The following is a 25,062-nucleotide window of genomic DNA, read 5'->3' as shown; positions in this document are numbered from 1 at the left end:
AAGTCCTCCGGCCCGGCCGGTCGAGATGAACCGCGCTGTGCGGTCGGGTTGTTCGCCGGCGGTCGGGTGTAGCGCGGTCCACGTCGACCGGCCGAACCTGCGGACTTGGCCGTCCGCGCAAGCGCGGACCCCCACCCGGCGCGCTGAGGCAGAGCCGCGCCCCACAGACACCCCAGCCCCAGGAGGCACCGATGGACACCCAGACCCTCACCGGCACCGGCAACTGGCGCGAGTTCACCGACCGCGACGCCCACCAGGACCGCATCGCCGCCGACCTGGCCGCCGACAACGGCGAATGGTGAGGACCCTGCGATGCCACTGCGGTACCAATTCCTCGTCTACGCCGGCCTCACCATCCTGATCAAGCTGATCATGTTCCTGTGCGACGGCACCATGCCGTGGTGGCTTGCCACGATCATCGCCCTGGTCGTCGGCGCAGCCATCGCACTGATCACCGAAGACTTCTGGCTTGCCCGCGATGACGCGACACCCGAATCCGGCGACGACAACGCCTGACGGTTCTCACCCCTCCCCGGGTCCGGCGCAAAACGCGCCGGACCGGTCCGTCGCGACATCCCCCCCGATGGAAGGACCGCGATGTCCCGCACGAATCCAGACCCGCTCGACCAGTTCCTCAACGAAGCCGACGCCCAGCGCCGTCGCGTCGATCGCCAGCTGTACCCGGCGAGGCTGCTGGACATCACCAGGCAGGTCCGCGCCGCGGTGCCTGACGCGAACGCACTGCTGCTGGATCTCAGCACCCGCTGGGAAAGGCCGCTCGGCCCGACCGTCACCGCCGTCCGCTCGACCGCCACGTTCTCGGCGATGTCCCCACCGCAATGGCTGCGGGACTGGCGCGATCCGCAGGGACTCGAACGGACGTCTGTGGTCGCCAGGGTCCAGCAGCACCTTGCCCTCGCCCTGGGCCTGGGTGAGCCGGACGACCTCGGCTGGCACCACATCGACAACGACGACGAGGACGACAAGTGGCGGCTGGACCTGCTCGACCCGCTCGCCGTGAACGCTCTGAACACGTTCCAGCAGTAAGTGTTCGCCGACGCCGGGACCGAAGGCCAGTGGATCTACCTGGACTTCTTCAGCGCCGAGGACGGCGCGCGCCACTTCGCCCGCCGCGCCTGCCCGGCATGCGAGGGCGGCGGCCTGGTTGAGATCACCCCGAAGCTGCCTCACGGCGGTGACACCGACACCTGCCGCTGCGTACGCCGCCTGCCAGCCTGACCTCGGCACGGTGCGGAGCCGGACCGCGCGCCGCCTCCGCACCGCGGTCACCGGTGCAAGAACGGCACCAGGCGAATCTGAGCATCGCGATATCCGTTGCGGTGGCGTTTCAGTTTATCCGCGGAATGAATACTGTTCCTATTGATCGGACGGTTTGGTGAGCCTATTGCGTATCGCGCCCGGGCTCTGTTTGGTTGTGGTAGCCGGGGCGCTCGCCGCCCCCGGACCCCCGGCAGGCCTCTGGAATGAATCGGGGGTGAGGGGAAGCTGCGGTTTCGTGGTGGACCAAGGCGATTAATTCCGACATCCAGGCCAAAGAGCTATCACAGGCCATCAAGGGGGGTCAACACCAGGAAAAGCGCCTGGTGTTGACCCCCCTTGACAACCTGTGATGGCCGCTCAGCCAGGATGACGGAATGAATCGCCAAGGCCCCCCACTTTGCGGGTCGGAATTTTGACGACCTAGCGGTAGTCGAATTAGAAAATTGGCCAGAAGTCCCGGAAACCCTTTCGAATGATTGGTAATGTTGGTAATGTAGGCGTTGTCAGGGGAGCACGAGAACCCCGCCGGAGCTGCCAAACTCCGGTCACCACAAAGCCGAAGGAAACAAAATGACCTCCAGCACCATCACCCGCACGGTTCGCTCTCGCCGCACCCCGTTCGCCGCCAACCCGAACCGCTTCTGCAACGCGTGTGTCATGGAACTGTCGCGGACGGAGCAGGCGCAGAGCCGCGAACTCAAGGGCCGGTGCGAGCGGTGCGCGGAAATCGAAGCCCCTTCCCTCCGGTCGTTCTCTCCCGCAACCGTCGCGGCCGCCGAGCGCATCGAAGAGCGCGCGCGGCTGACCTCCCTCGGACTGGACCCCGAAACCGGCGACAGCCGCCGCTGTGGGTCGTGCGACACCAACATTTCCGCTCTCCCCGGCGCGGAGTACTGCTCCGGCACGTGCCAGGCCGACGCAGCCGAGCAGGCCGCCCCCGTCGCCACGGCCGTCAAGACCGCCGAGCCGAAGCCGCTTCCCAGCGACGTCCGTATCGCCGTTCTGTGGAGCATCCGCGAAGGGCTCACCGACCACGAAATCCGCGTCGGACTCAACAGCGCGTGGAACCTCCGCGAGGGCAACCGGTTCACCCCGGACGCCGTCGCCGCCGCCGCCCGCGCATGGTTCGAGGACTACAACCGCGAGACGTTCAAGCGCGGCGAGCGCAACACCAAGGTTCTTCGCACCCTCAACGCCGTCCGCCGCCTGGTCGAGGGCTGACCACGGCCACCGGCGGCCGGGTGCGACACCGCGCCCGGCCGCCGGTTCGCGAAACATCGGCGTGGGGGGGGGGGGGGGGGGGGCCCCCCGCCCCCGGGGCCCCCCCCCCCCCCCGCCCCCCCCCCCCCCCCCCCCCCCCCCCCCCCCCCCCCCCCCCCCCCCCCCCCCCCCGTACGNNNNGGGTTCCACCCACCCCGCGGGGGGGGGGGCGCGCGCGGCCGGGCGCGTGACCGGGCCGCCGCACCCCCCCGCCCCCGGCCCCGCCCCCCGGGGGGGGGCCCGCCCCCCCCCCCCCCCCCCCGATACGAGGGGGCTCGCGCCCCCTCGTGCTCCCCAGCGCCCACCCGCCCACCCGGCCCGCCTGCCGGCGGGCACTGAATCGGGCCTCGGCGCCAGGGCGCCTCCGCCCTGGTGCTGCGCATCTGGCGGGGCCGGCGCCTGGCGGCACCGTCCCCGCGTGCTCCGCGCCTGGCGGCGCTCCGCAAAACGCCACCCGGCCATGGAATCCGGGCTCCGGCGCCAGGGCGCCTCCACCCGGATGCCCCGCCTTTGGCCGTGGTGCTCGGCGCCTGACGGCGCTCCACGCACCGAGCCGGTGCTGGGCAACGACAAGCCGGACCACCCTCTCCGAACGTCACCGTGCTGCCGTCACGCCGTCACCGACGAGGACCGGAAGCGCCGCGCCCACGCCGGCGGGTCGCCTGCGGTCCTCAACGCCAGCCATCCGTGGCCGGGGCGCTCATGGAACGCCCGAGGGCAGCACCGCGCGGCAGGGGCACGCGCCGATGAACCTGCCCACCCGGGCGGGCGACGGTCCTCGCTGGCGCTGCGGGCCGCCCGCCCGGGCGAGCAGAACCCCCGCCGTCCTGCGGACCCCTCCCGCGCCGCGCTGGGCACCACCGCGTTCCACCAGCACCCAGCCCAGGAGGCGCGATCGTGTCCGAATACCCCGACCTGTACGCCACGCCGACGACCAAGCAGCTGCGCGACTGCACCGCCCGGCTCGCCGAGTCCGGCACCGCGATGCTCGCCCAGCTCGACCACATCGGCGCGCAACTCGGATGCAAGCGCGTGAACTGGTCGTGGAACACCGACTACGACTACCGCAACCCGGCGCCGCGGCTGCCGGTCCTCAACGGACTCGTCGACGGCCGCCCCGCCGCCGCCCGGCAAGCCGCGCGGCAATGGGCGAACGTGCTGGGCTTGACCGAAGCCCGGAAACCGAGCCGGGGGACCGTCACCTACGAAGGCGAGATCGACGGCATCAAGGTCACGGTCTGGGCCGTCGTCGACAACGTCGCGTTCGGTGGGAAGTTCGCCAACCTCAAGGTCTACGCACCCGACGTGATCCTGACCGCGATGCTCGCCTTCTCCACCGTCGCCGCCGGCGTGCTTCTCGCCCGGCACCACGAGCTCGCCAAGGCCCTCACCCGGTAGACGAGGCGCTGGCCCCGGCCAGGCGGCCGGGGCCAGCGCCACCTCCGAAGCACCATCCGGACCATCCCACCGCCCTGTGCACCGGCGTAAAACACCGACCACTACGGCCCGGCAGGCCGCGTCGCGGCCTACCGCAACGTCCGCCTCCCGCACACCGACGTCGTCTGCTCACGCTCCCCGACGAACTGCGCCGACCCGCAGAACCGGTTGAGGACACCGGCCGCCGCCGTCCACCTCGCCACGCGTCCTGTGCACTCCGTCGCAGCACCGATCCAGCCTGCACACTCGGACCGGGAGCGGCGGGTCACAGCGTCACCTCGCGGCAGCGGACCGCGAGCTGACACCACAGGTCAGCACACCACGCAGGGGCTTCGCGGCAAGCCGTCCACGCCCGTCCGGGCGGGTGAGACCAGCCTCGCTGCGCTCGGTCGCTGCGCGATCCCACCCGCCCGGACGAGCCCTTCCCACTTGCCGTCCTGCGGACCCCTGCCCGGCGCGCTGAGGCCACGGCCCGTCAGCACACCGAACCGCAACACGGGAGGCACCATCCAATGACCAGGCACTACCTCACCCCGAAGAACCCGGAGACCGCCGACACCATCGTGATCGGCTACGACCGGCCGCTGCGGACCTTCTTCGCCCAGGTCTACAAGGACCGCGAAGACGACGAGCCCACCTTCCTGCTGATGACCGGCTACCAGACCGGCCAGCACCCGTACGCGTACACAATCATCGACCTGGTCAGCCAGTACGCCTACACCCCCGAAGACCTCTACGCCGCGCTCGACGACGATCGGATCTGCGCCCCGTTCCGGACGATCCAGGAAGTCAACGCGATCACCCACTGGCCGGAGCACGGCCTCGCCGAACCGGTCCCCGCGACCTGACCGAACCCGGCGGCGCGGCCATCACGGCCGCGCCGCCAGACATCAGCTCCGGCGCTCCCACTCTTCCCTGATGCGACCCGGCGACACCCCGAGTCCCCACCTCGCCGAACAGGCGCACCGCCAGCTGGAGAACGTCGGCGACCTGAACAGGACCGCCGACGCGAACGCCGACGTCCAGGTCTACCGCTACAGCCGCCCGACCTGGAACACAAAAGGGTGGCTGAACACTCCGACGACCAGCTCACCGCCGCACTGCGGCACCTCGCCTCACCCCGCACGCACACGGCCGAGCTGCCCGTTGACCGCCGCCGAGTCCCCGGTGGCCAGCCCCCGTAGTGATCGAGCCCGCCACCCTGGGGGGAGGGGCGACGGGCTCGATACCGAACAAGTCGCGGCACCAGCCAGCACCGTTACGACCCGCTCTCCGGTTTCGCCGCGGCCCTGCAATCACACCGCCGCGGCCGCGTAGCTTCACATCTTGCCGTCCGTGGGTGCACGTCCAGGTGTTCACCGCACAGCCACTGCCCGGTCGCGCGGTCGCGTGCCGAACACCCGAGCCCGCGGCGCTCGACGCGGTGCCGGATCCCAAAGACGCCCTCCGCCCACGCCGAGCCCACCAACCGCCTTTTCCCACCCCGGCGCCACGAGCGGAGTTCATCGGCCGCCAGCCCCGAGGTAGGTCACCGCTACGCTCGTCCCGTCCCGGCTCCCGCGCAGCGCCCGGACCGTGCCGAAACGCCTCACCTGCAGCCGATCCGTTCGGGATCGCCGATCGCCTCGGACGGGCTCCTCATCACGCCTGATCCCGCGCCCGGTGCCAGTGAACCGCCCGGAGGTCAGCAGACCGGCGGAAGGACAGGGCGGCGATGAACCGGCCCGCACCGACCGGGTGAGACAAGCCCCTTCGGGGTCGCGCACGCGCGATCCCACACCGCTCGGCGGAGCCGAACCCCCGCCGCTCCTCGCTACAGCTCGGATCCCTCCGCCGCCCGCTGAGGCAGAGCCGCGTTCCACCGACACCGAGCACCAAGGGAGCCAGACCATGAACGAGATCACCGTCACCGGCAACGTCAGCAAGATCCACAAGACCCGCCACACCGCAGCCGGTGCGACGATCTTCAGCTTCGACGTCGCGATCAGCGATGGCTACTTCGACAAGGTCCGCGACAAGTGGATCTCGCGTCCGCCGGTCTTCCAGCCCGTAGTGGCCTATCGCGAGCTCGCCGCCAACGTGGAACAGACCATCCGCACCGGCATGGAGGTCATCGTCACCGGCAAGTTCCTCGACGACTCCTTCACCCCGAACGGCGCCCAGTTCCCGGTCCGCCGCACCAAGCTGGAAGCGTCGGTCATCGGCCCGAGTCTCCGCTACGCGACCGCAGTCGTCACGAAGACCAGCAAGTCCCGCGAAGAGGAGGGCCGGGAGCACAACCGCGAGCAGCTCGCACCCGCGGCCTGACCTTCCAGCGCCGGCACCGGGACCCCGGTGCCGGCGCTTCCTCCATCCAGTTCCAGCGACCACCGCAAGGCAACCGATGAACCGAATGCAGGAGAAGCCGTGACCGAAACCCACTGTCCCGTCATCACCGAGCACGCCGCGGAGATGAGCGGCGGCTCGATGCGGGTGTTCCCCGACGATCCGGAGATCGAGGCCGTCTATCCGATAGCCCGACGGATCCGCGCGAAGCAGCGCTTCGGCGGCCACGTCTACCGGCGCCGCATCATCGTCGTCGACGACTGGACGGAAGTTCCGCCGGCCTGACCGGCCAAGCCCCGCAGCGACGTTCGCCCGCGCACCAGGCGGGCGAACGTCGCGAAAACCGTCGGTACCCCCGGCTTACCCTCGAACGGATGACGGCGGTCGCCAGCCCGAAGACCGCGGCTGCTCAGCGGCGGCCGCGGCCGCAGCTCGTGGTCGGTCCCGTACGCCACGCCGCGGAAATCGAACGTTTCTGACGCAACGTGGTGATGCCGTCCGCCGCCGCTGACGGACCGCCCAACCCGCAGAGCGCTCCGACCAGCTCCGCGACGTCGTCGCCGAGCACGGATGGGAAGAGGAGCGCATTCGGGGATCCCGCCCAGACCGTCCTGTTCTAGCCAGCCGCCCCGTCGACCGCACCGCCGACCCCTGAAGGGTCCGGCGCCGCGACGACCGCGTACGCCGTGGCCCGAGGCTGCGGCTCCGCCGGCCCGCCGTGCCCACCACGAGCACTCGCCGTTTTCCTCGCCAGCGCCACGTCGGCGTGCTTCGCCAGCTGCGCCCAGCGGCGCAGGTCCTCCACTCGCTGCTCGGTCATCTCGGCGAGCTTCGCCTGCGTGACTTTCAACGTCGTGGCCGCATTTATCGCCCGCCCCGCCGCCAGTTCCGCTTCGGCTGCCTGCGGGTTGTCGGTGAGCGCGGACTCGAACGCCTTGCGCAGCGCACCGACGCGCTCAGCGTCGCTGTCGCGGATCTTCAGGGCGGACTCGAACGCCTCGCGCAGCGCAGCGTCGTTGGCGGCGCGAGCCTTGACCGCCGTCTCCGTGGCTTTGGCGACGGTCAGCACCGCGTCCGTACGGCGCTTCCGCTCGTCGTCCTCGTCCCTCTTCATCTTGGACCGGATCTCGCGTGCTGATGGCACAGCGACCTCCCCCGAAGTCGTAGGTTCTCGCCTCTGCGCCCACCACGCTAGATCAACGGCCGACCGCCGCGCATCCGATTGCCGCAGCTCACAACGTGCGCCGAGTCGCCTTTCGACGCCCGGCCCGGGCACCGGCCGCACGGCCTGACGGTTCCCGCGCCACCGCGATCCTAAGGTTTCCGGCACGACACGGGCGGGCTGCTTCGTCGTCACCGCGCCGGCGGCCGTACCTCGCCGTTGGCGAGGTAAAAGGACGACGGACGGCCTGACGGCCGGCCGTGTTCTGCCCGCTTCGCGGGCCCTGTGGGCGTGAGAAACACGCCCACAAGATCAACAACTTTGAGCTAAGGTATCGCTACGCGATACGAGGGAAAATGATCTTAGGGGGATTGTTTTCCCAGCTCACCTTGGGGGAGGTGACTGGATGGCGTGGGTTACGCCAATCGGGTCCGACCCGGCTCAGGTCGACTACCGGCTCGGCCTCGGACACGGCTGCGTAGCCGAGGGAATTAACGACGCGCAGCTGGACTACCACACTGACATGCGCGAGCGTCCGCTCGTGTGGGTCGGCAAGGGACTGGACGACCTCGGAATCGAGGCCGGAACAGAGCTCACGCCCGAAGATTTCGACAAGGCCCGCGCTCTGGTCAACGGCTACCACCCGATCACCGGAGAGCAGCTGGTCGCGCACAAGAAGGGCGTTCCGCACGAGGCGAAACTCGCGCTCGCCCCGCTCGTGCGCAAGATCGAAGGCATCGCCCGCGAAGCCGATGTCCCCGTCAACGAGGTGCTCACCAGTAACCGGATGCGCGCGATGTACGGCCGCGCTCAGCGCGCCGTCGAGCGCCAGGGTGAGGCCGCGGTGCTCCGCGCCGACTACGCCGGCCAGCTCGCCGACGCCGCGGGCCTCACCGTCGAGGAGGTGTGGGGCGAGGACGTCTTCACCGCCGCCGTCTCCCGGCTCACCAAGACCATCACCCACCCCGACGGCACCCAGGAACAGGTCGACGACCGCGTCACCATCGGCAACCTCGCCTACGACGTCACCCTGACCCTCGACGGCGACTTCCGTGCCGCCTACGGCCTCGTCGACGACGAGACTCGCGCTGAGCTCGACGGCATCTTCACCGACCAGGCGATGGAGACCTTCGGCTGGCTCGAGAATATCGCCGCGTACGGGATGCGCGGCCATCACGGCGACGGCCAGACCGCCGAGATCACCGCAGGAAACGGCCTCGCCGGCTGGGCGATGTTCCACCGCACTGCCCGCCCGGTCGACGGCGCGGCCATCGGCGACCCGCACTGGCACGTCCACTACACGCTGGCCAACATGACCAAGGGCGAAGACGGGAAGTGGTCCACCATCGCCGCCGGCGGCCGCGACCTGATGCGCCACGCCCCGGTCGTGGACCGGCTGCTGCAGGCCTCCGTCCGCGACGTGCTCACCCGCCGCTACGGCGTGCAGTACCGTCGCAACGACAGCACCGGCCGGTGGGAGATCGACTCCATCCCCGACGAAGCGATCCGCTTGTTCTCCAAGCGGGGGCAGGGCATCGAAGCGGCGCTGGTCGAGATGGGTCTCAGCCCCGAGGAAGCCACCAACGCGGTCCGCCGCGTCGCCGCGTCGATGACCCGCGAACGCAAGAGCGAGAACACCATCGCCTCCGACGAAACCCTCGCGAGCCATTGGCGGCAAGAAGCCCTCGACGCCGGGCTTGACCCCGACCAGATCACCCGCGACACCTTCCGTCGCGACCTGGCCGATGGCACTGGCACGCAGCCGCGGCCGAGCCTGGACGAACTCGCCACCTTGCTCCAGGACGTCGATTCCGGACTCACCGCGCACACCCGCCGCTTCTCCCGCATCGACGCGCTGGCCGCGGTCGCCGACGCGCTGCCCGCCGGCGGCAAGCACGCCGAGATCGAGCAGCTGACCGACCAGGTCCTCGAGCACGCCGGGTTCGTCAAACTCGCCAAGACCGCCAGGCCCGCCAACGCGCCGGAGCCGACCAACGGCGAACGCCGCCAGCTCGGCGCCGAGCACATGGCCAACGCCACCCTCTACACCACCCGCGACGTCGTCGACGCCGAAAAGGTCGTCGTCGCCAAAGCCGAGGCCAGCACCCCGGACCAGACCCGCATCCGCGTCAGCCGCGCCACCGCGGAGATGGCGGCCGGCACGATCGAAGCCACCGGCGGCTTCGAGCTGTCCGCCGAACAGCGCCGCGAGCTACTGCGGATCACCACTTCCGGCGCCGGGTTGGACTCGCTCGTCGGCCCGCCCGGCAGTGGCAAGACCACACTGATGGACGCGGTGCGAGCGGCGTACGAAGCCGAAGGACTGGTCATCGCCGGCGCGGCCACGCAGGGCATGACCGCGCAGACCTTGCAGGCCGAATCCGGCATTCCCAGCCGCACCATCGCGCAGTGGCTCTGGCGCATCTACAACGGCCCGGGCCTGCGCGGCGTTGACGTCCTCGTGCTCGACGAGGCGGGCATGATCGACGACCGCGCCCGCGCCCGCCTGTACATCGCCGCCGACGCCGCCGGCGTCAAGATCCTCGAGATCGGCGACCCCAAGCAGCTGCGCGGCGTCGGAGTCGGGAGTTCCTTCGGCGTGGTGCATGCGCTCGTCCGTGGCGGCGAACTGGAGGAGAACCGGCGGCAGTCCGAAGCCGACGAACGCGCCGCCATCGCCGCATGGCGGCGCGGCGATTACAGTGAGGCGCTCACCTCCTGGGCCGACCGCGACCGGCTGGTCGTCACCGAAACGGGAAACGAAGCCACCGCCGCGATGCTCGCCTCCTGGGTCGACCAGCGCCAGGGCGCGCCGGACGCGTTCACCGAGCAGCGCGGCCTGCTCATGGTCGCGGCCACCAACGAGATGGTTGACCGGCTCAACGACGGTGCCCAGGCTCTGCGGGCGATCGCCGGGGAACTCGGCCAGGACCGGACCTACGACCTGCCCGGCGGCCGGACCGTCACTTTCTACGAGGGTGACTACGTCATGGTCCGGGTCAACGAACGGCAGAACGGCGCACCGGATGTCCTCAACGGCTACCGGGGCGTCATCGACGCCATCCGCGACGATGGCAGCCTCGACGTCCGGTGGGAGCGCGCCACACGCGAAGGCCGCATTGTCGAATCCCGGGTGCTCGGTCCGGAGTTCGTCGCCAAGGGCGGCTTGAGCAAGGGCTACGCCCTCACCATCCACAAGTCTCAGGGCCTGACCATCGGGGCCGACGGCGCCGCCTGGACCGGGGATGACGGCCAGCGGCGTGGGGGCGCCGTGTTGTTCAGCGTTGCCGGAGCCGACAACCCCGGCAGCTTCGTCGCCGCCAGCCGGCACAAGCTGGCGATGTGGATGTTCCTCGCCCGCCAGGACGTCGAAGGCTCCCAGGACGAATATCTGCTCGGCCTGCCGCGCACCGCGGGGGAGCGCACCCGGCGCGTGATCACCAAGCTGGTCGACCGCGCGAAAGCCACCGAGATCAACCGCAACGACACCCCCGTGCTAGTCGACCTCGGCCTCCTCGAAGACCCCAACGCGCCCGCCCGCGACACTGCGTCCGCGCAACCACCGGGGCGGCGAGGGCTGTCCCCGGAAGAAGTCGAACAGCGCCGCGCGTTCCGCGCCCAGCGGCACGCCGCCGACGTCGTGCGCCGAGCCAAGGCCGAAGTCATGCTGCGCGAGGAATGGGGCGAGCACCCCGCAGTCGACCGGGTCATCCGCGGCGCCGCGTTCCGGTCCCTCGCCACCGTGCTCGACCGCATCGACAAGGCCGGCGGCGACCCCCGCGACCTGCTGCGCGCCCTCGACCCGGACGACATGATCGCCCCGAACGTCCGTGACGCCAGCCGCCTGACCACTGCGCTGGTCAAGGAGGCCGCGCTCGCCGACCCGGCGACGGCGCGCCCGCAGCACCGCCCGCTGACCAAGGCCCAGCGCGAGGCCCGCGCCGAAGCCGCCGAGCAAGCGCAGCGCACGGCGACCGCAGACCTGTTGCGCGAGGAATGGGGCGAGCACCCGGCGGTCGAGCGCGTCATCTCCGGGCCGGCGTTCGGCGCCATCGGCCAGAACCTTGCCGCCGCCGCGGCCGCGGGGCATGACCCGCGCGTCATCGTCCGCGACATCGACCCCGACCTGCTGGTGCGGCCGCGGATCGAGAACCCCAGCGCGTTCGCCGCCGCCCGGATCCGCGCCGCCACGTCCCGGCCCGAGCACGCCGACCCGGCTGGCACTCGCGGGGCCCGGCAGCCGGAGGAACCGCAGCCGCTTCCCTCCGAGGCGACCGCCCGACTCGACGTGCTGGTGCCCTCCTACGAACGTTCCCTCGCCCAGTTGGCCACCCGCCCGGCGCCGATTCCCGCCGCCGTCCCAGCGGACGCACCCGCCCAGCCGCCACCGGCCGCTGCCCGCCGCCGCGACGCGATGTGGCCCAGCTGGCTGCCGACCCCGCCCTCGCCGGAGCCGCTGGCCGGACGCGACCGGGCAGTGGCCGCCGCCACCGCCGACGACGGCCGGCGAATCCGCGCCCGCGTCGTCGAGCTCGGCCGGGACGCCGCCCGAAACCGACCAGACTGGGTCGAACAGCTCGGTCCCGCCCCCGAAGGCGCCGCACCGCGCGCCCGCTACCTCGCCGCCGTCACCACGATCGCCGCCTACCGCGAACAACACGGCATCACCGGATCAGACCCGGTCGGCCCGCCACCACCTGACGAACGCGTCCTGCCCGCCTACCAGGCCGCGGCCCAGGCGCGCATGCAACTGGAACGGGCGGCCGCAGTCAGCGCTCCGCCTATCACGACCGGGGATTCCAGAAGCACCGCCGACCAGCAGAGGCACAGCTCCACACCAATTCCCGGCGAAGCCAGCCGCAATGCAGGCACGGCCGCAGACGCTCGGCAACGTGCCGAACGGCTCGCCGAGCAGCAGCGTCGCGCCCAGAAGCCCCGGCCGGTCGAGGATCCACCCAGTCCAGGACCGAGCCAGGGCTCTCGCCCTGGTTACTGACCTCATCTGGCACGGCCGTCCGGCGGCACGGTGACCAATCGCTGGGTTGCGAACTGGCCCAGTTGGCTACGTCTCGCGAACGCGCCGCCCGGCTCGGCGCGACCCCGCACGAGCGAACTTCTCATCGCGTACGGGTCGATCCGGTGCGCCGCGCGCGGGGTGGCCACGCGCAACGGCAGGATGACGACCGTGCGGATCTCCTGGGACGAATTGGCCGAATCTCCGAAGAAGGCCGAGCAGCTGTTCGACCTGCTCATGCACGCCGAGTACGGCGACCGGGTGCGCACGATCAACGGTTCCGGAGGCGATGGCGGCCGCGATGCCTGGATCGAGGACATCCGCCGCGCGGTGGAGTTCAAGAGCTGGACGAAACTGGGCAAATCCCAGCGCGCGCAGGTCGTCCGCTCCGTCAAGCGAGCAGTCGGAACGGAGACCGCCTCGTGGGTGCTCGTCGCGCCGGTGCACCCGACACCGGGGGACTTGCAGTGGTTCAACAGCCTTAAAGGGCGCTACCGCAGCTCGTTCGAGATGGTGTTCCGCGATGTGCGCTGGCTGGAGCTGAAGCTCGCCGAGAGGCCCGACATCGCACGGTACATGTTGACCACCCCGCACCAGGAGGTAATCGACATGCAGCGCGAACTCGGCCAGGAACAGTCCGGCCTGGTCGAAGGCGTGCCGGACCTGCTCAAGCGTCTGGACGTCCTACGTAGCCGGGCTGACGAACTCTCACCGGTCTGGGGCCTGGACTTCGCCTCCCGAGGCGGACAGAACTCGGTGTTCGTGCGCCTCAAGCCGGGCAGCCCGCCCCAGCGCATCGAGGTCTACCTCGATGTCGTCGACGACGACCCGGCGGGGTCCGCCGTGACCGAAGCCGTCGCCACCGCGCTGCACTACGGCAGTGGCGCGGTCATCGAGCCCGGCTATATCAACCGCGTCGAGAACGAGGCGATCACCGCGCTCAACCTCCCGTGGGAGCAGGTCGCGATGGTGATGCCCGACCGGCGCGTCACCGCGGGGTTTCCGCGCGCGGCCACGTTGCGCGCTCGCACCGTCGACGGCGCGACGGGGCGCCCGCTGCACCTGACCCTGCACTATGCCACCGAGGGTTCACTCGGCATGTACGTGCACGGCACCGACTCGACCGGCATGCTGCGGCTGCGCCTGCGGATCGACCGCCCCGCCCCGGAGCAGGGATCGAACGTCGGGATGCTGCTGCAGTACGGCCCCGAGGACGCCCAGCACGCCGCCTCGGTCGACCCGGACGCGCTGCTGCGCACCGTCACCGTCCTCGACTCCCTGGACCAGGCGCCTGGCATGGTCCTGGTGCTGGACACCGAGCAGATCGACCTGGACGCCCAGACGCGCGAACCCACCGGGCACTTTGCACCGATCGCGCGCACCTTGCAGGACTTCGTCTTCGTCCGCGACGAACTCGACGTGGTCCTTCCGATGCCCACCCGCTGGTCGCGCCGCGACGAACGCAACATCGCCATCCTGGCCGGCCTGCTCCGCGGCGACGAGGTTTCCATGCCGCTGAGCACCACGGTGTGCCACCAGATCAGCACCGCAGAGGAGGCACGGCTCTACGTGGACCTCCTCGAGACCGGGCACGGCGGGCGGATCGACTTCGAGATGGTCGGTCTGACTCTGCCGGTCGGAGAGGTAACGGTGCCGGTCGACCCGCTTTACATCGCATTCTCCCGAGCACGGATCATCAACGCCAGTGAGGTCGCCGAGGCCTTGGCCGCCGAAGCGGAGTTCGTACCGATTGACGTCGGCCCGGCTCGCGGCTCAGCCGTCCTGGGGCGGAGGACGCCGTTCCCCGGTCCTCATCCGGATGGCGGGCCAGCGACGTCATCGGTCTGACCGCGTGTGGCAGGTCGCCCGGGTCTCAGCCGCCCGGAGAGAGCTTGACACGGTCAAGTGCGGCCGGCCACGTATGGAGAACGCATCACCGGGGCAACTGCGGCCACGGACGAAGCAGATTGAGTGAGACGCCGCCGATGCGCATCTCACTCAATCTGCTCCGTCGTGCGGTACGTCTCACCGATCCTGCTCTGCCCTCCGACTTGTCATCCGCCGCTCTCGATGGTGACTCACCCGGTCGAGGATCTTGTCCCCGGCGCCGTCTTTGGTCCACAACCGCGGCCGTTCTTGCGTGGTCTTCCACGGCCTATACCGCTCGGGCAGATCACGCCACGGGGGCACTGGTGCGCAGCTTCCACAGGATCGCGTTGATGACCTGGCGGTGATCCTGCCACCGCCGTCCACCGCGCTGCTACGGCGGCTCGATCACCGCCCACGCCTTCTCCGTCAACTCACCGCGACCAACCACCGGGCACAGCTACCAGACCGGTAGCTCACCCGCTTACAGGACGCGCCCTAGCCACGTTTGCCGACCACTTCCCGGAGACCCGGCGGACCTCTTCTCTCGGGGCGTACCCGACTCCGACGCCTGGCACCGATGGCGGCCGCTGTGTGCACTCTGCCCCAACCGGCACACCGGGCAGACCAGCCGGGGAGGTTGGAATCGCGGGCGGACTCAGTTGCCGGAAATGACGCGTCGATCGCGTTTGTACACAGGAGCCCTCGCAGGCAGGCCCGGCATCCGTCGATATCTGTACACGAGCTTGTAGCGTCGCCCGCCGCTCGTAGTCATGAATTCATGCGGTTGTTTTCTGTTTTGTTGGCAGTACGCGAGCGTCCTCGACAGCTCTCGCTTGTCGTTAGCTCGATTCTTTGAGATTACTTTGATGCGAGATGGGATTCCGTCGAATACTGCAGTCGGTAACTGCTCGGCTACCCACATTAGCCGCTTGCGATGTGGCAGTGCCTCAAGCTCCGCAGGTAGCTCGCGTCGACGGGGATGTCCTGCGGGGTAGACAAGCACAATCAAGTGCATCACAAATTTAGGGAAGAAGCCGAACGTTGCAACTGTTAAAGCCATCGTTCCAAGACCCCATGAGCTGATGAGTTCCAATAGGCCATTCATGCGAACCCCCATCCGGGATTCTTGAAACGCTCATCGCTTGCGGCCTTGCTGAGGATTGCACCTAGTTCGATTTTCCCCTTGTCGGTCAGATGGTAATACCTGCGCGGCGGTCGACCGGACGTCTCGCCGGCAGACTCCCAGCCGTCCGTTAGCCATCCCTCTTCGAGCATCGTGCTCAAGCGCGGGTACATCGCACCTGAGCGAACCCCGGACGCGCGAGACAGCTCGTAGCCCCAGTGTCGCTCGTCAGGAGCGTTCATGAGAGCTGCGGCAAGTCGGACCAAGGCGTAGGTGACGCGCATAGAGCTATTCTGACCTATGTCGTCGAAGGATGCAACATCGCCGGGACGGCGGAGCCGCTTCGACCTGCGCTCCTAGCTGGCCAGCAAACCCGTCGAAGCCATCGTGGACCGGGCACTAGCCAGGCCTCTCGAACTGGTGGTGAACTCCGGCGGCGAACCGCTGCTGTGCCAGCATCAGGCCGGGTGGACGCGGATGCTCAGGACGCTACGTGCAGTCGGGCCGATTTTGAGGTCGAGACCAACGGTACCATCGCACCCACAGCAGCGGCGCTCGAACCGGACCTCGCAGTCCGCTTCAACGTCGGTCGAACCCAGGTTGCAGCCAGCGCAGCAAACTGTGCTTGGCGTCCTCGAACAGGACCTGGGTCGCCGCCGTATGCGGGTCGGAAGCAAACTTCTCGTTGCTCCTGCCGTACTGATCGACAAGTATGGGATGTGATGCAGGTACAGCCTCGATGTTGCCGGACGGCCGGGGGATCACTGCCGGCGGAGGGGGAGACATGTTCGACCCAGACGTGGACTACCTCACGACGCAGTCTCGAGCTCTGTTGCGGGCAATCCAGGAGGAGGTCGCCGCGGCAGACGCCGGCCACGTAGAGGAAAACGGGCGGAGTTTGCGCCTGGCTGAACACCTGGCGGCTGAGGGTGGTGTTCGACGGCACGACATCCTGGCGGCCCGCGAGTTGCTTTTGGCGACCAGTGCATGGTTCCAGGGGAACGAGGAGGTGGCAGACCGCTTTGCGGCCAGAATGCACCGATTCGATCCGAGTTCGAAGGAGCTACTGTGTCACCTGATGCTGCTCGAAACTGGCTGGGACCTCGGGTGGCTTCCGCTCCAAGAACATCAAAAACTGCTGGAGTACGCACGAGCTGTCGGCCGGCCCGACATCGAGCTCCGTGCCGGGAAGATCACTCCGCTAGTCGTGCATCCGCCCTGGCCGAAGCGATGCCACCCCTGACCGATCCTTCCTTCCCGCTCGGCTTCGTCGGCCACGGCATGACCCCGGAGCGCGCTCGGGGGCGCTTCGCGATGTTGGCCTCGACGAACCTGTCAAAGTCGTCGTCGGTCAGATCCTGTCGCGCAGCGGGTTCGACGTGGCGCCGGGTCTCTTTGCACTCCCGCCAGGTCGCGTAGGTCGCGAGTCGGTTGAGCGCCGGCCACAGCCAGCGGTCGCGCCAGGCTGTCATCGCCGTGGACGGCCGGCTGCTGGAGCAGTAGGCCTCACGCCACGCCGCGTAGAGGTCGGAGAGCTCGTCGACGGCGACGCTGTGCCGGTACCAGCAGGGCGGAATGCTGACCTCACTGATTAACGGATATCGGCGGATCAAGTAGTCGACGAACCACCGTGTCTCCCGCCAGAGCTGCGCAGTCTCGTCTTGAGTGAGGAACTCCCACGTCCAGCGGGACGGCCGCGCCAGGTTGACCCGCTCGGTGAGGCTTTCCTCGAGCGCCTGGAACGCCTCGTCCAACGACTCGACCCGGGTGGCCAGGCGCCCCAGCTGGTCACGCTGCTCATCACTGGTGGCGACCAGCTCGGTGACAACCTCGGGCAACATCGACTCGTCCAGAAACGGGACGTCATCCGGGTCTTCCGGCGGGCCCAGCACCTCGGCGGCGGCCTGCGCGGCCGCCTTCTCAATCATGTCTCCGTCAAGTACGCCGTGCTCGCCCGGGGAGCGCCGCTTAGGCATGGGGCGCACCGCCGGATTCGCCACGATCGGTGTCGCCATCGTCGGGTTCCGTCTCCGGCGGCTCAATCGGCATCACCCCACCGGTCGCGGCGACCAGCTGTCGGGTCTGTGCGCGGGAACCCTGGACCCGATCGGCCAGGTCTGGGGTTTGCCACCAGCCGGGCAGGTCGACGAGGGTGGCCGGCATGTTGCGGTAGAACAGCAGGCCTTGCCCGTCGACCAGCTCCCTGATCTGGTTGATCGGCAGTGCGCTGCGGTACCGCTGCGAGACCTGTACCTGCGACCGACCTGGTCCGGTCGAGACGCTGGTCTGGTCGATCGCCCGTTCCTGCAGCAGCCGCGACATGGCTTCGAGGTCGCGGTAGTTGGACAGGCCGCCCAAGATCAGCTTTGTCGACGCGTTGTCCCAGATCTCGATCGCCTGCTCCGGCCCCCAACGCTGCCTGAGCTGGCTGAAGCTCTGCACGAAGACGTACAACTCAATGCCGCGACCTCCCGAGTCGGCCAGCCGCATGCTCAAGTCTTCCTGGGGACTGACATTCGCTGCTTCGTCCATGACGATCCTGAGTGGAGGATCGAGTCGCAGATCGCCTTCGGCAAACGCGGGGGAGGCCAACTGCTCGTCGGTCTGGAACTGGGAGAGTATTTCCGCTCGGTGCAGCACCTCCGACATCAAGGCGTTGACGATCGGTGCTGCGCTGTTCTTGCGGCCCCGGCTGACCAGGTAAAGAGTGTCCCGGCCGGACCGGACGAGGGCGTCGATGTCCAGTTGCGATTCACCGGGCCGGGGCGTGCAGGCGTCGCGGGTCTTGGGCGAGGCCAGCGGCCGCAGCAGCAGCGCGAGCGTGGAGTAGATGGCCCCGCCGCCGCTGGTGTCGTTGTTGCTGGCAGCGCTGTCGAGGATGCCTCGCAGCTCCGCGGCCACCCCGAATGCCGCGGCGGGGTGGGTGTCGAGGATCTGTTCCGGGCGCCGAGACTTCGTGGTGGTCCACAACCGCAACTCGTCAACGACGGCGCCAGACAGCGCCGCTGCGTGCAGCAGCGCGGCCATGACGCCCTCGGCCTGCCCGCCGAAGTACCCGCTGCCCTTGGTGTCGCCCAGCGGCCGGGCCGAGCAGATCGCCACCGCCCGGCGCAGCGCGGTGTCGTAGTCCTCGCACCCGGCGATCGGCGACCAACGCATTTTCGTCGGCCACGGAGTGCGGCCCTCCGGGTCGAAGACCATGACGGTGCCCAGCAGCTGGCGCTCCATGATCGTGAGCTCAAGTAAATCGAAGCGTGTGCTCGTGGCCACGATGGAGCCGGGCGCGAGCATAATGTCCTGGACCGCCTGGCGGCCGGTCTTGCCCATCCGGACCGGCGCGACCACCAATTTGCTGTCCTCGTGGGTGGCGAACAACGGGTTCCCGGTCTCGCGCTGCACCGCGAACCGCGCTCCGGCCTGGTCGGGATCCGGGTGCTCCTGCGCCGCCAGCGACGGTCGCAGCCGGCGCGCGGAACGGATCACGGCGTCGGCGCCGAGCCGCTCGTCCAGCACATCCGGCTTGGCCAGCCCGTCCTTGGACGGTTGGCGCTGCTCACGTCGCTGTCGGCGGTGGCGCAGCCACCGCAGAACCGCAATCACTGCCACGATCTCGCCGCAGAGCGCAAGCACCATCAGCAGGTAGGTAAGCAGCGACGGCGGCCACGCCGGGACGCCGAACAGCGCGTGCGCGAGCAGCGTGCTGTACAGGACGTCGCAGACGAGCAGGAACAGCCCGGTCAGCAGACTACCGGTGAACACCCCGACCATCGGCTGCGCAGCGGGCAGCTCACCCGGCTCGTAGGGATCAGGCTGCATCGCGAAGGACCCCGGTCAGCGACCCGTCGGTGTCGGTCAGCGCTACCTCGCGAGGGGAACGCTCATGACGCAACAAGATCGGGTCGTACACGCCGACTTTCATCAGGCACGTGCCCTGCTCCAACGACATGATCGTCTCAGCTGTCCCAGCAGGGAGGTTATACAGCTCGACGCACGCCTCCGCGTCGTCGAGAGACCCCTGGCCGTAGATGAACACCGTTTCGGCCTCCTGCAGAAGACTGCGGGCGGGGGAGTCCACGGGCATGTCGGAGAGGTGGTGAAAGCCGCCGACGTTGGCCAGCCCGAGACCTCGGCTGAGTTTCGTGTTGCGCCGATAGATCGTGCCCACGTTGCCTTCTGTGACGTGCCAGCCCTCCTCGATCACGTTCACCGTTTGCAGTTGCTGTTCCGATCGGCGGGCCAGCATGTTGGTCTGCCAGGTGTTGATCAGGGTCATCACCACGCGCAAGGCGGGGCCGTCGAGCGGGAGTCCGGAGATGTCGAAGTGGGTGAAGCCGCTGGGGTGATCGAGGTGCACCTCCGGGCTGGTCTCGGCATCGACCAGTCCGGCCAGGTCTTCCTCGATCATGCGCTCGAGCGCGAACGCCGGATCGAGACCCCAGTCCTGCAGCTCGTCGACAGTGCGGTTGAGCACCTCGGCGTCGTCAGTGGAGGGATGCAGCAGATGGTGGACGATGTCGCCGATCACCGGCACGCGGCCGCGCTCGCGGGCGCCGCGCGTCGCGGCGACCAGCGCCTGCCGCAGGGCCTTGCCTTCCCGCTCGGCGACGGGCCGGCCGAGCGCCTCGCCCAGCACCGCGCGCAGCAGCATCATCTGCCCGGTCGGGCGGGACAAGGCCGACCCGGACTCGGCGTCATCGAGCTGGTCGTCGCCGAGCGCGATGACCGGATCGAGCAGGTTCAGCCGCGACCCGCGACCGTCCACGGTGAACCTGATGGAGGGCGCGCCGAGGAACCGAGCGAGCCTGGTGTACTCACCAACGCCGGATTGCAGCTTCTTATCCACGACGACGACGCGGCGATCGTCGAGAAGCAGCTGCCGGATACATCCCCACGTCTTCAACAAGCTCGACTTGCCCTTGCCGACGTCGCCGATCACCGCCGCGTTCACGCTGGAGATCCGCCTGTCCTCGTAGGCAACGAACAGATCGTGGGTGACCAGCTGTCCGGTGAGCAGGTCCGTGCCGACGATGAGCCCGCGATAGGACGTCGGCGGCGAGCTGAGCGCCAGATTGAGCGCTTCGGCCTGGCGGGTGGTCGAATGCATCGGCTCGACGCGCGGCTCGTACCAGCCCCACCGATCCAGCCATCGCCGGCGACGCGGTGGCGGCAAGATCCGCGGAACGTGGGGTTCCGGTGCCGGCCGCGGCGGTTGCCATCCGACAGGTGCCGCGGTCTTTCCCTTTGCCGCAGCTTGAGCGTGGGGCGCCATCACGCCGCATCCCGTTCCGCTGCCAGCTGCTCACGCCGCAGCCGCCGGATGATCTGATAGTCCGGCTGAGCGATCCCGCCCCAGGAGCCGTAGACCTCGTCACGCACCAGCGCGGCGGCCAGGCACTCGCGGCGCACCGGGCAGCCGCGGCAGAGCCCATCGACGCGGGCACGTTCGGCGTCCAGCTCTTCGCGCCGCAGGAATCGGGTGCCATCGGGCAGGAAGAACTGCTCGGGGTCACCGCTGCGGCATCGTCGGCCGTCTGCCTTCTCCACACCGAGTTGCAGCTCATGAGGATCGGCGATGAGGAGATCCTCCACTGAGGACAGGCGCTGGTGGTGGAACTCTGTGGGGCCGCGCATCACGCCACCGCCATTCCCCGGGCGAGCGGATAGGTGGACAGGACCGCGAGGTCGTGTGCCTCGTCTTGCCACACCAGGTCGGTGATCGCCGAGCCGGCGGCCTCGTTGGCGACGCGCATGCACGCGCGGCGTAGCTCGGCCGGGTCGGCGGCGGTCACGGAGATCGCCATCGACCAGTCGACTCCCTGGTGCCCGGAACCCGGTGCCAGATCGCGGAGGCGTCGTTGCGACGCGGAGAGCAGGACCGAGTCGGTGCCGTCGTCGATGCTGCCGGACTTCGCGTCGCCCAATACCGACGCCGAGTCCTGCGTGACGTCCTTGACCGCGCGAATTCGAGCGGTCTTGTCGGGCACGAATTCCATCCGTACCGACAAGGTGCGGATCACCGACGGGCTGACGCTAGTCAGCAGCGGCGCGAGCCATCGCGGTCCCAGCGGGGCCGGCGCGATGCCGTCGCGCGGCAACATCGCGGTGCGGGTGTACCAGCGCTCGTTGACCACCAGCTGCTCGGCTGCGGTGACGTAGGACTGCCAGCAATTGTCCCACCTGGCGCCTTCATGGCGGTCGATGGGCCAGGACGGGTCTTGTAGGGAGCGCAGGACCGCGCAGGTGCGCTGCTCGCCGAGCACCTGTGGCCGGCTCAGCTCGGCCCGGGAAGCCAGGTCGGCCAGCCGGGCGAGCTCTTCGCGCACCAGGCCGGCCCAGCCGACGACTCCGGTCCCGAACGGCCGCGCCTCCTCGTAGAACTCGAGGGTGAGCGGAAATCGGGCGACGAGGTAGTTGCGGTGCTGTTCGGCGACCAGCGCGGTGCCGTCGACGAGGTCCTCGTAGGCCTCGACCAGGGCTGCCAGGCCGGGGCGTGTCGAGACCCGGCTCGCGATGAATGCACGGTGCAGGGCCGGGTCATGCGGCAAGATTCGGTTGATCTGCTGCAGCCCGCGGATGAACGACCCCTGCTTGCCCAGCTGGGCCAGCAACACGCCGTAGCGGATGCTCGTCGTGTCGTAGGAGTGCTCTGATCGCAGGCCAGCGGCCTGTCCCTGTACCTCGAGCACGACCGACAGGTACGGGCGTTCGCCGGGATTGTGGTGGTGCAGCACGAACAGGTCGTCGTATCCGGTGTCTGTCAGTGGTAGTGGTTCCACCCGTCCGAGCGGGACCGGTAGTTCCCACAGCAGTCCGGTTGCGTCTTCGGCGGCCGTCGCGCGGACGCTTGGGGCGATGAACTGCGTGTGCCCGGCTCGCCGGCGTAGCCGCCACCGCAGGGTCCACAGCCAGTTCTCGATGAGGGATCGACGGCCTGACCACGGATGCACGAGAGCCCAGGTGCCCCCGAGCAACAGGATCCCGACGACTCCGCCGACGACCCCGCGGACGCCGATCCAGAACACGAACGCGCCCGCAGCGGCAACGCCAAGTGCGGCGTAGGCCGGTTTGCTCAACGATCCGAGGAAGCTGCGGCGGCGAACCTCACCGCCCAGTACCGCGACACGCATCAGTTATCACTCCTTTGAGCGGGATCGAGATCGAGTTCGGCGCCGTGTCGGCTGTGCGCCGCGGTGCGGAGCCGGTTGAACGCCGCGACGCCGGCGTTGGCGGCGACTCCCCACGGACCGCTGGCCATTCCCGTGAGCGCTCCGAGCGCTCCGGCGTTCGCCGGGGTGCGGGCGAGCCCGGACGCAGACCGCGCGGTGGCGGCGAGGAAGCCGCCTGGCTGCTCGCCACCGGAGCCTTGGCCGGCCGGTGCATCGCCAGCCGAGGTTGCCGCCGACGTGGCTGCAGCCGCGGTGCGGGTCCACAGCGCCTGAACGGCCGCCGGGCCTCCACGCAGGACCTGCGCGCCGCCAGGGCGCGGCGCTGGGCCCGCCCCGTGGAGGCGTGCAGCGGCCGAGCCTGCCGGTGCGCCCGGCGCAGCGGACACCCGTGCGGCTTCGGCGGCACCGCGCGCCAGCCCCGCAGCCTTGCCGGGTTCCCGGCCGAACCCCAGCAACCGGCTGGCGGCATTGCCGACTGTTGCGCTCGAGGCTGCCTGCGCAGCGCCACGGGAGGTCGGTGACGACGTCGGCGTCTTCGGGCGCGCCGAACTCAGCCGCGCTCCGGCAGTTCCAGGCTGCGGTCGCGCAGGAGATGCCGTCGCCGGAGGCTTCGGCCCCGATTCGTAGGTCTGGGCGATGGATCGCTTGCCCGCGTCCTGCTGAGTGGCGCCCTTTGTACGGTGCCGGTCTGCGAGCGCCCCGACGGAGGCACCGACCGTCGAGGCCGTGCCGAAGCCGGATGACGGTTGCGAATCCATGCTGTCGGCAGCTGTGGGCAGTAACGGGAAGTACTTCAGCAAGGAAAACGGGGCCAGGCCCATGATCAGCAAGATCACGATGATGAAGACCAGCTGCGTCAGCAGCGGGATGCCGCCGGACTTCAGCGCCGGGATCGAGGCGTTCCCGTCGATCGCTTTGAAGCCGAAGCCGATCAGCAGGAACGTCACCGGCTTCGCCGCCAGTACCCCGCCGTAGGTCATCGGGACGCGCAGCGCCTTCTTGCGCTGTTTCGGGTGCACCCACATGCCCCACGCGATCCCCGCGACGAACCCGGCGAACGGCAGTGCCACCGACTGCATGGCCAGGCCGACGAACATGCTGAACGCGCCGATGACCATCAGCAGGAAGATGATGATGCCGATGATGACGCCGCCGGGGACCGCGGCCGCGGTGACTGTGCCGATCAGCGCCAGCTTGGCGACGGCGGAGTTGAGGGAGCCGGCTTGCCAGGTGGCGATGCCGTCGGTCAGGGCGTCGGTGATCTGCCCGAGGAACGTCGCGATCCCGGGCGCGAACACGGCGAGGAACAGCCCCAGCGGCAGGTTCTTGAACAGCGACTCCTGCAGTTCCTCCCGTCCGCCGCTGCCGCGGGCGGTGCGGATGATCATCAGGACGGCGCACAGCGCCATGACGGCGATCCCGATCCCGGCGGACGCAGCGTAGGCCTGCAGGAACCATGGTGCTGAAGGGTCGAACTTGCTGGATGCGGCCAACCCTTGAAGGACCTTGGCCGTGAGGTCGGTCGCGGATTGGTGAAGGGCGTTGGCGAGGTCGTCGACCGCGCCGGCCGGGTTGACCACGAACTTCGCGATCTCGACTGCCACGCCGAGGATCCCCATGAACGCGTCGACGAGGGCCTTGCCGCCGATGACCACGGCGGTTCCGACCGCGCCGAAGAATTGCCCGATCTTGTCGGCCCAGCTGGTGTGCTGGTCGATGTAGTGCGCCATCCCGGCGAAGAGATTGGCCACGCTGGCGTTCCAGGCGGTGCAGCGTTTCAGCATGTCCGGGTTGGACAGTGTCTTGCCGCAGTCGACGAAGAACGCCTTCTGGCAGAACGGTGATCCGGTGTTGCCGCACGGCTTTGCCATGAGATGGATCAGTGCGTCCGGATCGTCAGCACTTGCCGCGTACGGCTTCATCGCCTCGAGCGAGTCCGGGTCCGGTCCGGGCGCCCAGGTGAAACCCCACGCGTTGTCGGCTGGATTGGACCAGGTGCGCAGTTCGTCGGCGCAGTAGTTTTCGCTGAGGTGGTAAGCGTCTCGATCGGCTGCGCTGGCGGGGAAGGTTCGCGGCAGTTCAGGTGGTTCCTTGTTGGGGTCGCCGGCCAGCGTGCCCCACATCAACGTGCGGGCCTGGGGAGGAGCCGACCAGTACAGCAGGCGCGGCTCGTCCTGCATCACCGCGTTGATGTACATGGCCACGTTGCCGCCCTTGTTCACGCAGTCCGGGTCGTGAAACCACGGCCCGTCCTTGAACTCCGGTGTTCCGCCGACGAATCTCTTCAGGTCGGCGGGGAAGCCCTGCGGGACGTCACCGGCGGGGTTCGGCTGGGCTGGCTGCGCGAGGGCGCTCGGCGCGCTGAACGCCAGCAACGCGGCCACGGCGATCAGCAGCGCGGTCAGGCGCTGGATCATGCTCCCCC

General features: G+C 69.2%; 19 protein-coding genes. 11 read left to right on the top strand and 8 right to left on the bottom strand.

Annotation, left to right across the window (positions count from 1 at the left end):
- The first annotated feature begins 312 nt into the window (after positions 1-312).
- The 8 genes from ACIA5G_RS39990 (at position 313) to ACIA5G_RS39955 (ending at position 6,588) form a co-directional block, all read left to right on the top strand.
- Positions 313-516 (top strand): hypothetical protein, encoded by a 204-nt coding sequence (locus tag ACIA5G_RS39990; protein ID WP_395933056.1) that lies wholly within the window; start codon positions 313-315, stop codon positions 514-516.
- A gap of 81 nt (positions 517-597) precedes the next feature.
- Positions 598-1,047 (top strand): hypothetical protein, encoded by a 450-nt coding sequence (locus ACIA5G_RS39985; protein ID WP_395933054.1) that lies wholly within the window; start codon positions 598-600, stop codon positions 1,045-1,047.
- Positions 1,048-1,239, top strand: coding sequence for a hypothetical protein (locus ACIA5G_RS39980; protein WP_395933052.1), 192 nt, complete (start codon positions 1,048-1,050; stop codon positions 1,237-1,239).
- Between the two features lie 612 nt (positions 1,240-1,851).
- Positions 1,852-2,502 carry a hypothetical protein gene (locus ACIA5G_RS39975; RefSeq protein WP_395933050.1) on the top strand — a complete coding sequence of 217 codons (651 nt, stop codon included), beginning with the start codon at positions 1,852-1,854 and terminating at the stop codon, positions 2,500-2,502.
- A 936-nt stretch (positions 2,503-3,438) separates the two neighbouring features.
- Positions 3,439-3,939 carry a hypothetical protein gene (locus ACIA5G_RS39970; protein WP_395933048.1) on the top strand — a complete coding sequence of 167 codons (501 nt, stop codon included), beginning with the start codon at positions 3,439-3,441 and terminating at the stop codon, positions 3,937-3,939.
- Positions 3,940-4,490: 551 nt separating this feature from the next.
- Positions 4,491-4,826, top strand: a complete 336-nt coding sequence (locus ACIA5G_RS39965) for a hypothetical protein (RefSeq protein ID WP_395933046.1) — start codon at positions 4,491-4,493, stop codon at positions 4,824-4,826.
- A gap of 1,042 nt (positions 4,827-5,868) precedes the next feature.
- The gene (locus tag ACIA5G_RS39960; RefSeq protein ID WP_395933044.1) at positions 5,869-6,285 is read left to right on the top strand and encodes a single-stranded DNA-binding protein; all 417 of its coding nucleotides are present in this window, start codon (positions 5,869-5,871) and stop codon (positions 6,283-6,285) included.
- A 99-nt stretch (positions 6,286-6,384) separates the two neighbouring features.
- Positions 6,385-6,588, top strand: a complete 204-nt coding sequence (locus tag ACIA5G_RS39955) for a hypothetical protein (protein WP_395933042.1) — start codon at positions 6,385-6,387, stop codon at positions 6,586-6,588.
- A gap of 331 nt (positions 6,589-6,919) precedes the next feature.
- Here the strand turns inward: ACIA5G_RS39955 and ACIA5G_RS39950 are convergent, their stop codons facing one another.
- The gene (locus ACIA5G_RS39950) at positions 6,920-7,417 is read right to left on the bottom strand and encodes a hypothetical protein (RefSeq protein ID WP_395933040.1); all 498 of its coding nucleotides are present in this window, start codon (positions 7,415-7,417) and stop codon (positions 6,920-6,922) included.
- Positions 7,418-7,871: 454 nt separating this feature from the next.
- Between ACIA5G_RS39950 and mobF the strand changes: the two genes are divergently transcribed.
- Together mobF and ACIA5G_RS39940 are read left to right on the top strand one after the other, a co-directional pair.
- Entirely contained in the window at positions 7,872-12,461 is a 4,590-nt protein-coding gene (gene mobF / locus ACIA5G_RS39945; RefSeq protein ID WP_395933038.1) for a MobF family relaxase, read from the top strand.
- 30 nt (positions 12,462-12,491) lie between these two features.
- A complete protein-coding gene (locus ACIA5G_RS39940) occupies positions 12,492-14,327 on the top strand; it encodes a hypothetical protein (RefSeq protein ID WP_395933036.1) in 1,836 nt (611 codons plus the stop codon).
- Between the two features lie 1,122 nt (positions 14,328-15,449).
- On the opposite strand, the gene ACIA5G_RS39935 is transcribed toward ACIA5G_RS39940, so the two are convergent.
- Positions 15,450-15,755 (bottom strand): PadR family transcriptional regulator, encoded by a 306-nt coding sequence (locus ACIA5G_RS39935; protein WP_395933034.1) that lies wholly within the window; start codon positions 15,753-15,755, stop codon positions 15,450-15,452.
- 500 nt (positions 15,756-16,255) lie between these two features.
- On the opposite strand from ACIA5G_RS39935, the gene ACIA5G_RS39930 reads away from it, so the two are divergent.
- Complete coding sequence (locus ACIA5G_RS39930) at positions 16,256-16,714, top strand: hypothetical protein (protein WP_395933032.1); 459 nt, start codon at positions 16,256-16,258, stop codon at positions 16,712-16,714.
- On the opposite strand, the gene ACIA5G_RS39925 is transcribed toward ACIA5G_RS39930, so the two are convergent.
- From ACIA5G_RS39925 to ACIA5G_RS39900, 6 genes are all read right to left on the bottom strand, one after another.
- The gene (locus tag ACIA5G_RS39925; RefSeq protein ID WP_395933030.1) at positions 16,665-17,486 is read right to left on the bottom strand and encodes a hypothetical protein; all 822 of its coding nucleotides are present in this window, start codon (positions 17,484-17,486) and stop codon (positions 16,665-16,667) included. The genes ACIA5G_RS39930 and ACIA5G_RS39925 overlap by 50 nt on opposite strands.
- The gene (locus ACIA5G_RS39920) at positions 17,440-19,287 is read right to left on the bottom strand and encodes a type IV secretory system conjugative DNA transfer family protein (protein ID WP_395933028.1); all 1,848 of its coding nucleotides are present in this window, start codon (positions 19,285-19,287) and stop codon (positions 17,440-17,442) included. Before ACIA5G_RS39920 ends, ACIA5G_RS39925 begins: the two co-directional genes overlap by 47 nt.
- Positions 19,277-20,575, bottom strand: a complete 1,299-nt coding sequence (locus tag ACIA5G_RS39915) for an ATP/GTP-binding protein (protein WP_395933026.1) — start codon at positions 20,573-20,575, stop codon at positions 19,277-19,279. The genes ACIA5G_RS39920 and ACIA5G_RS39915 overlap by 11 nt, the downstream gene beginning before the upstream one ends.
- 164 nt (positions 20,576-20,739) lie before the next feature.
- Complete coding sequence (locus ACIA5G_RS39910) at positions 20,740-21,102, bottom strand: WhiB family transcriptional regulator (RefSeq protein WP_395933024.1); 363 nt, start codon at positions 21,100-21,102, stop codon at positions 20,740-20,742.
- Positions 21,102-22,598: an SCO6880 family protein gene (locus tag ACIA5G_RS39905; protein WP_395933022.1), complete on the bottom strand. Its 1,497-nt coding sequence runs from the start codon at positions 22,596-22,598 to the stop codon at positions 21,102-21,104. The genes ACIA5G_RS39910 and ACIA5G_RS39905 overlap by 1 nt, the downstream gene beginning before the upstream one ends.
- The gene (locus ACIA5G_RS39900) at positions 22,598-25,054 is read right to left on the bottom strand and encodes a hypothetical protein (RefSeq protein ID WP_395933020.1); all 2,457 of its coding nucleotides are present in this window, start codon (positions 25,052-25,054) and stop codon (positions 22,598-22,600) included. Before ACIA5G_RS39900 ends, ACIA5G_RS39905 begins: the two co-directional genes overlap by 1 nt.
- Positions 25,055-25,062: the final 8 nt, after the last annotated feature.

It is taken from the genome of Amycolatopsis sp. NPDC051758, assembly GCF_044453095.1.
Lineage (GTDB): Bacteria > Actinomycetota > Actinomycetes > Mycobacteriales > Pseudonocardiaceae > Amycolatopsis.
This window is presented reverse-complemented; position numbering and strand designations above follow the sequence as displayed.

What these genes read in the sequence shown, in the direction of transcription:
- ACIA5G_RS39990 (WP_395933056.1), top strand. Translation starts at nt 313, where the DNA reads ATGCCACTGCGGTACCAATTCCTCGTCTACGCCGGCCTCACCATCCTG.
- ACIA5G_RS39985 (WP_395933054.1), top strand. Translation starts at nt 598, where the DNA reads ATGTCCCGCACGAATCCAGACCCGCTCGACCAGTTCCTCAACGAAGCC.
- ACIA5G_RS39975 (WP_395933050.1), top strand. Translation starts at nt 1,852, where the DNA reads ATGACCTCCAGCACCATCACCCGCACGGTTCGCTCTCGCCGCACCCCG.
- ACIA5G_RS39965 (WP_395933046.1), top strand. Translation starts at nt 4,491, where the DNA reads ATGACCAGGCACTACCTCACCCCGAAGAACCCGGAGACCGCCGACACC.
- ACIA5G_RS39960 (WP_395933044.1), top strand. Translation starts at nt 5,869, where the DNA reads ATGAACGAGATCACCGTCACCGGCAACGTCAGCAAGATCCACAAGACC.
- ACIA5G_RS39950 (WP_395933040.1), bottom strand. Translation starts at nt 7,417, where the DNA reads ATGAAGAGGGACGAGGACGACGAGCGGAAGCGCCGTACGGACGCGGTG.
- mobF (WP_395933038.1), top strand. Translation starts at nt 7,872, where the DNA reads ATGGCGTGGGTTACGCCAATCGGGTCCGACCCGGCTCAGGTCGACTAC.
- ACIA5G_RS39935 (WP_395933034.1), bottom strand. Translation starts at nt 15,755, where the DNA reads ATGCGCGTCACCTACGCCTTGGTCCGACTTGCCGCAGCTCTCATGAAC.
- ACIA5G_RS39930 (WP_395933032.1), top strand. Translation starts at nt 16,256, where the DNA reads ATGTTCGACCCAGACGTGGACTACCTCACGACGCAGTCTCGAGCTCTG.
- ACIA5G_RS39925 (WP_395933030.1), bottom strand. Translation starts at nt 17,486, where the DNA reads ATGGCGACACCGATCGTGGCGAATCCGGCGGTGCGCCCCATGCCTAAG.
- ACIA5G_RS39920 (WP_395933028.1), bottom strand. Translation starts at nt 19,287, where the DNA reads ATGCAGCCTGATCCCTACGAGCCGGGTGAGCTGCCCGCTGCGCAGCCG.
- ACIA5G_RS39915 (WP_395933026.1), bottom strand. Translation starts at nt 20,575, where the DNA reads ATGCATTCGACCACCCGCCAGGCCGAAGCGCTCAATCTGGCGCTCAGC.
- ACIA5G_RS39910 (WP_395933024.1), bottom strand. Translation starts at nt 21,102, where the DNA reads ATGCGCGGCCCCACAGAGTTCCACCACCAGCGCCTGTCCTCAGTGGAG.
- ACIA5G_RS39905 (WP_395933022.1), bottom strand. Translation starts at nt 22,598, where the DNA reads ATGCGTGTCGCGGTACTGGGCGGTGAGGTTCGCCGCCGCAGCTTCCTC.
- ACIA5G_RS39900 (WP_395933020.1), bottom strand. Translation starts at nt 25,054, where the DNA reads ATGATCCAGCGCCTGACCGCGCTGCTGATCGCCGTGGCCGCGTTGCTG.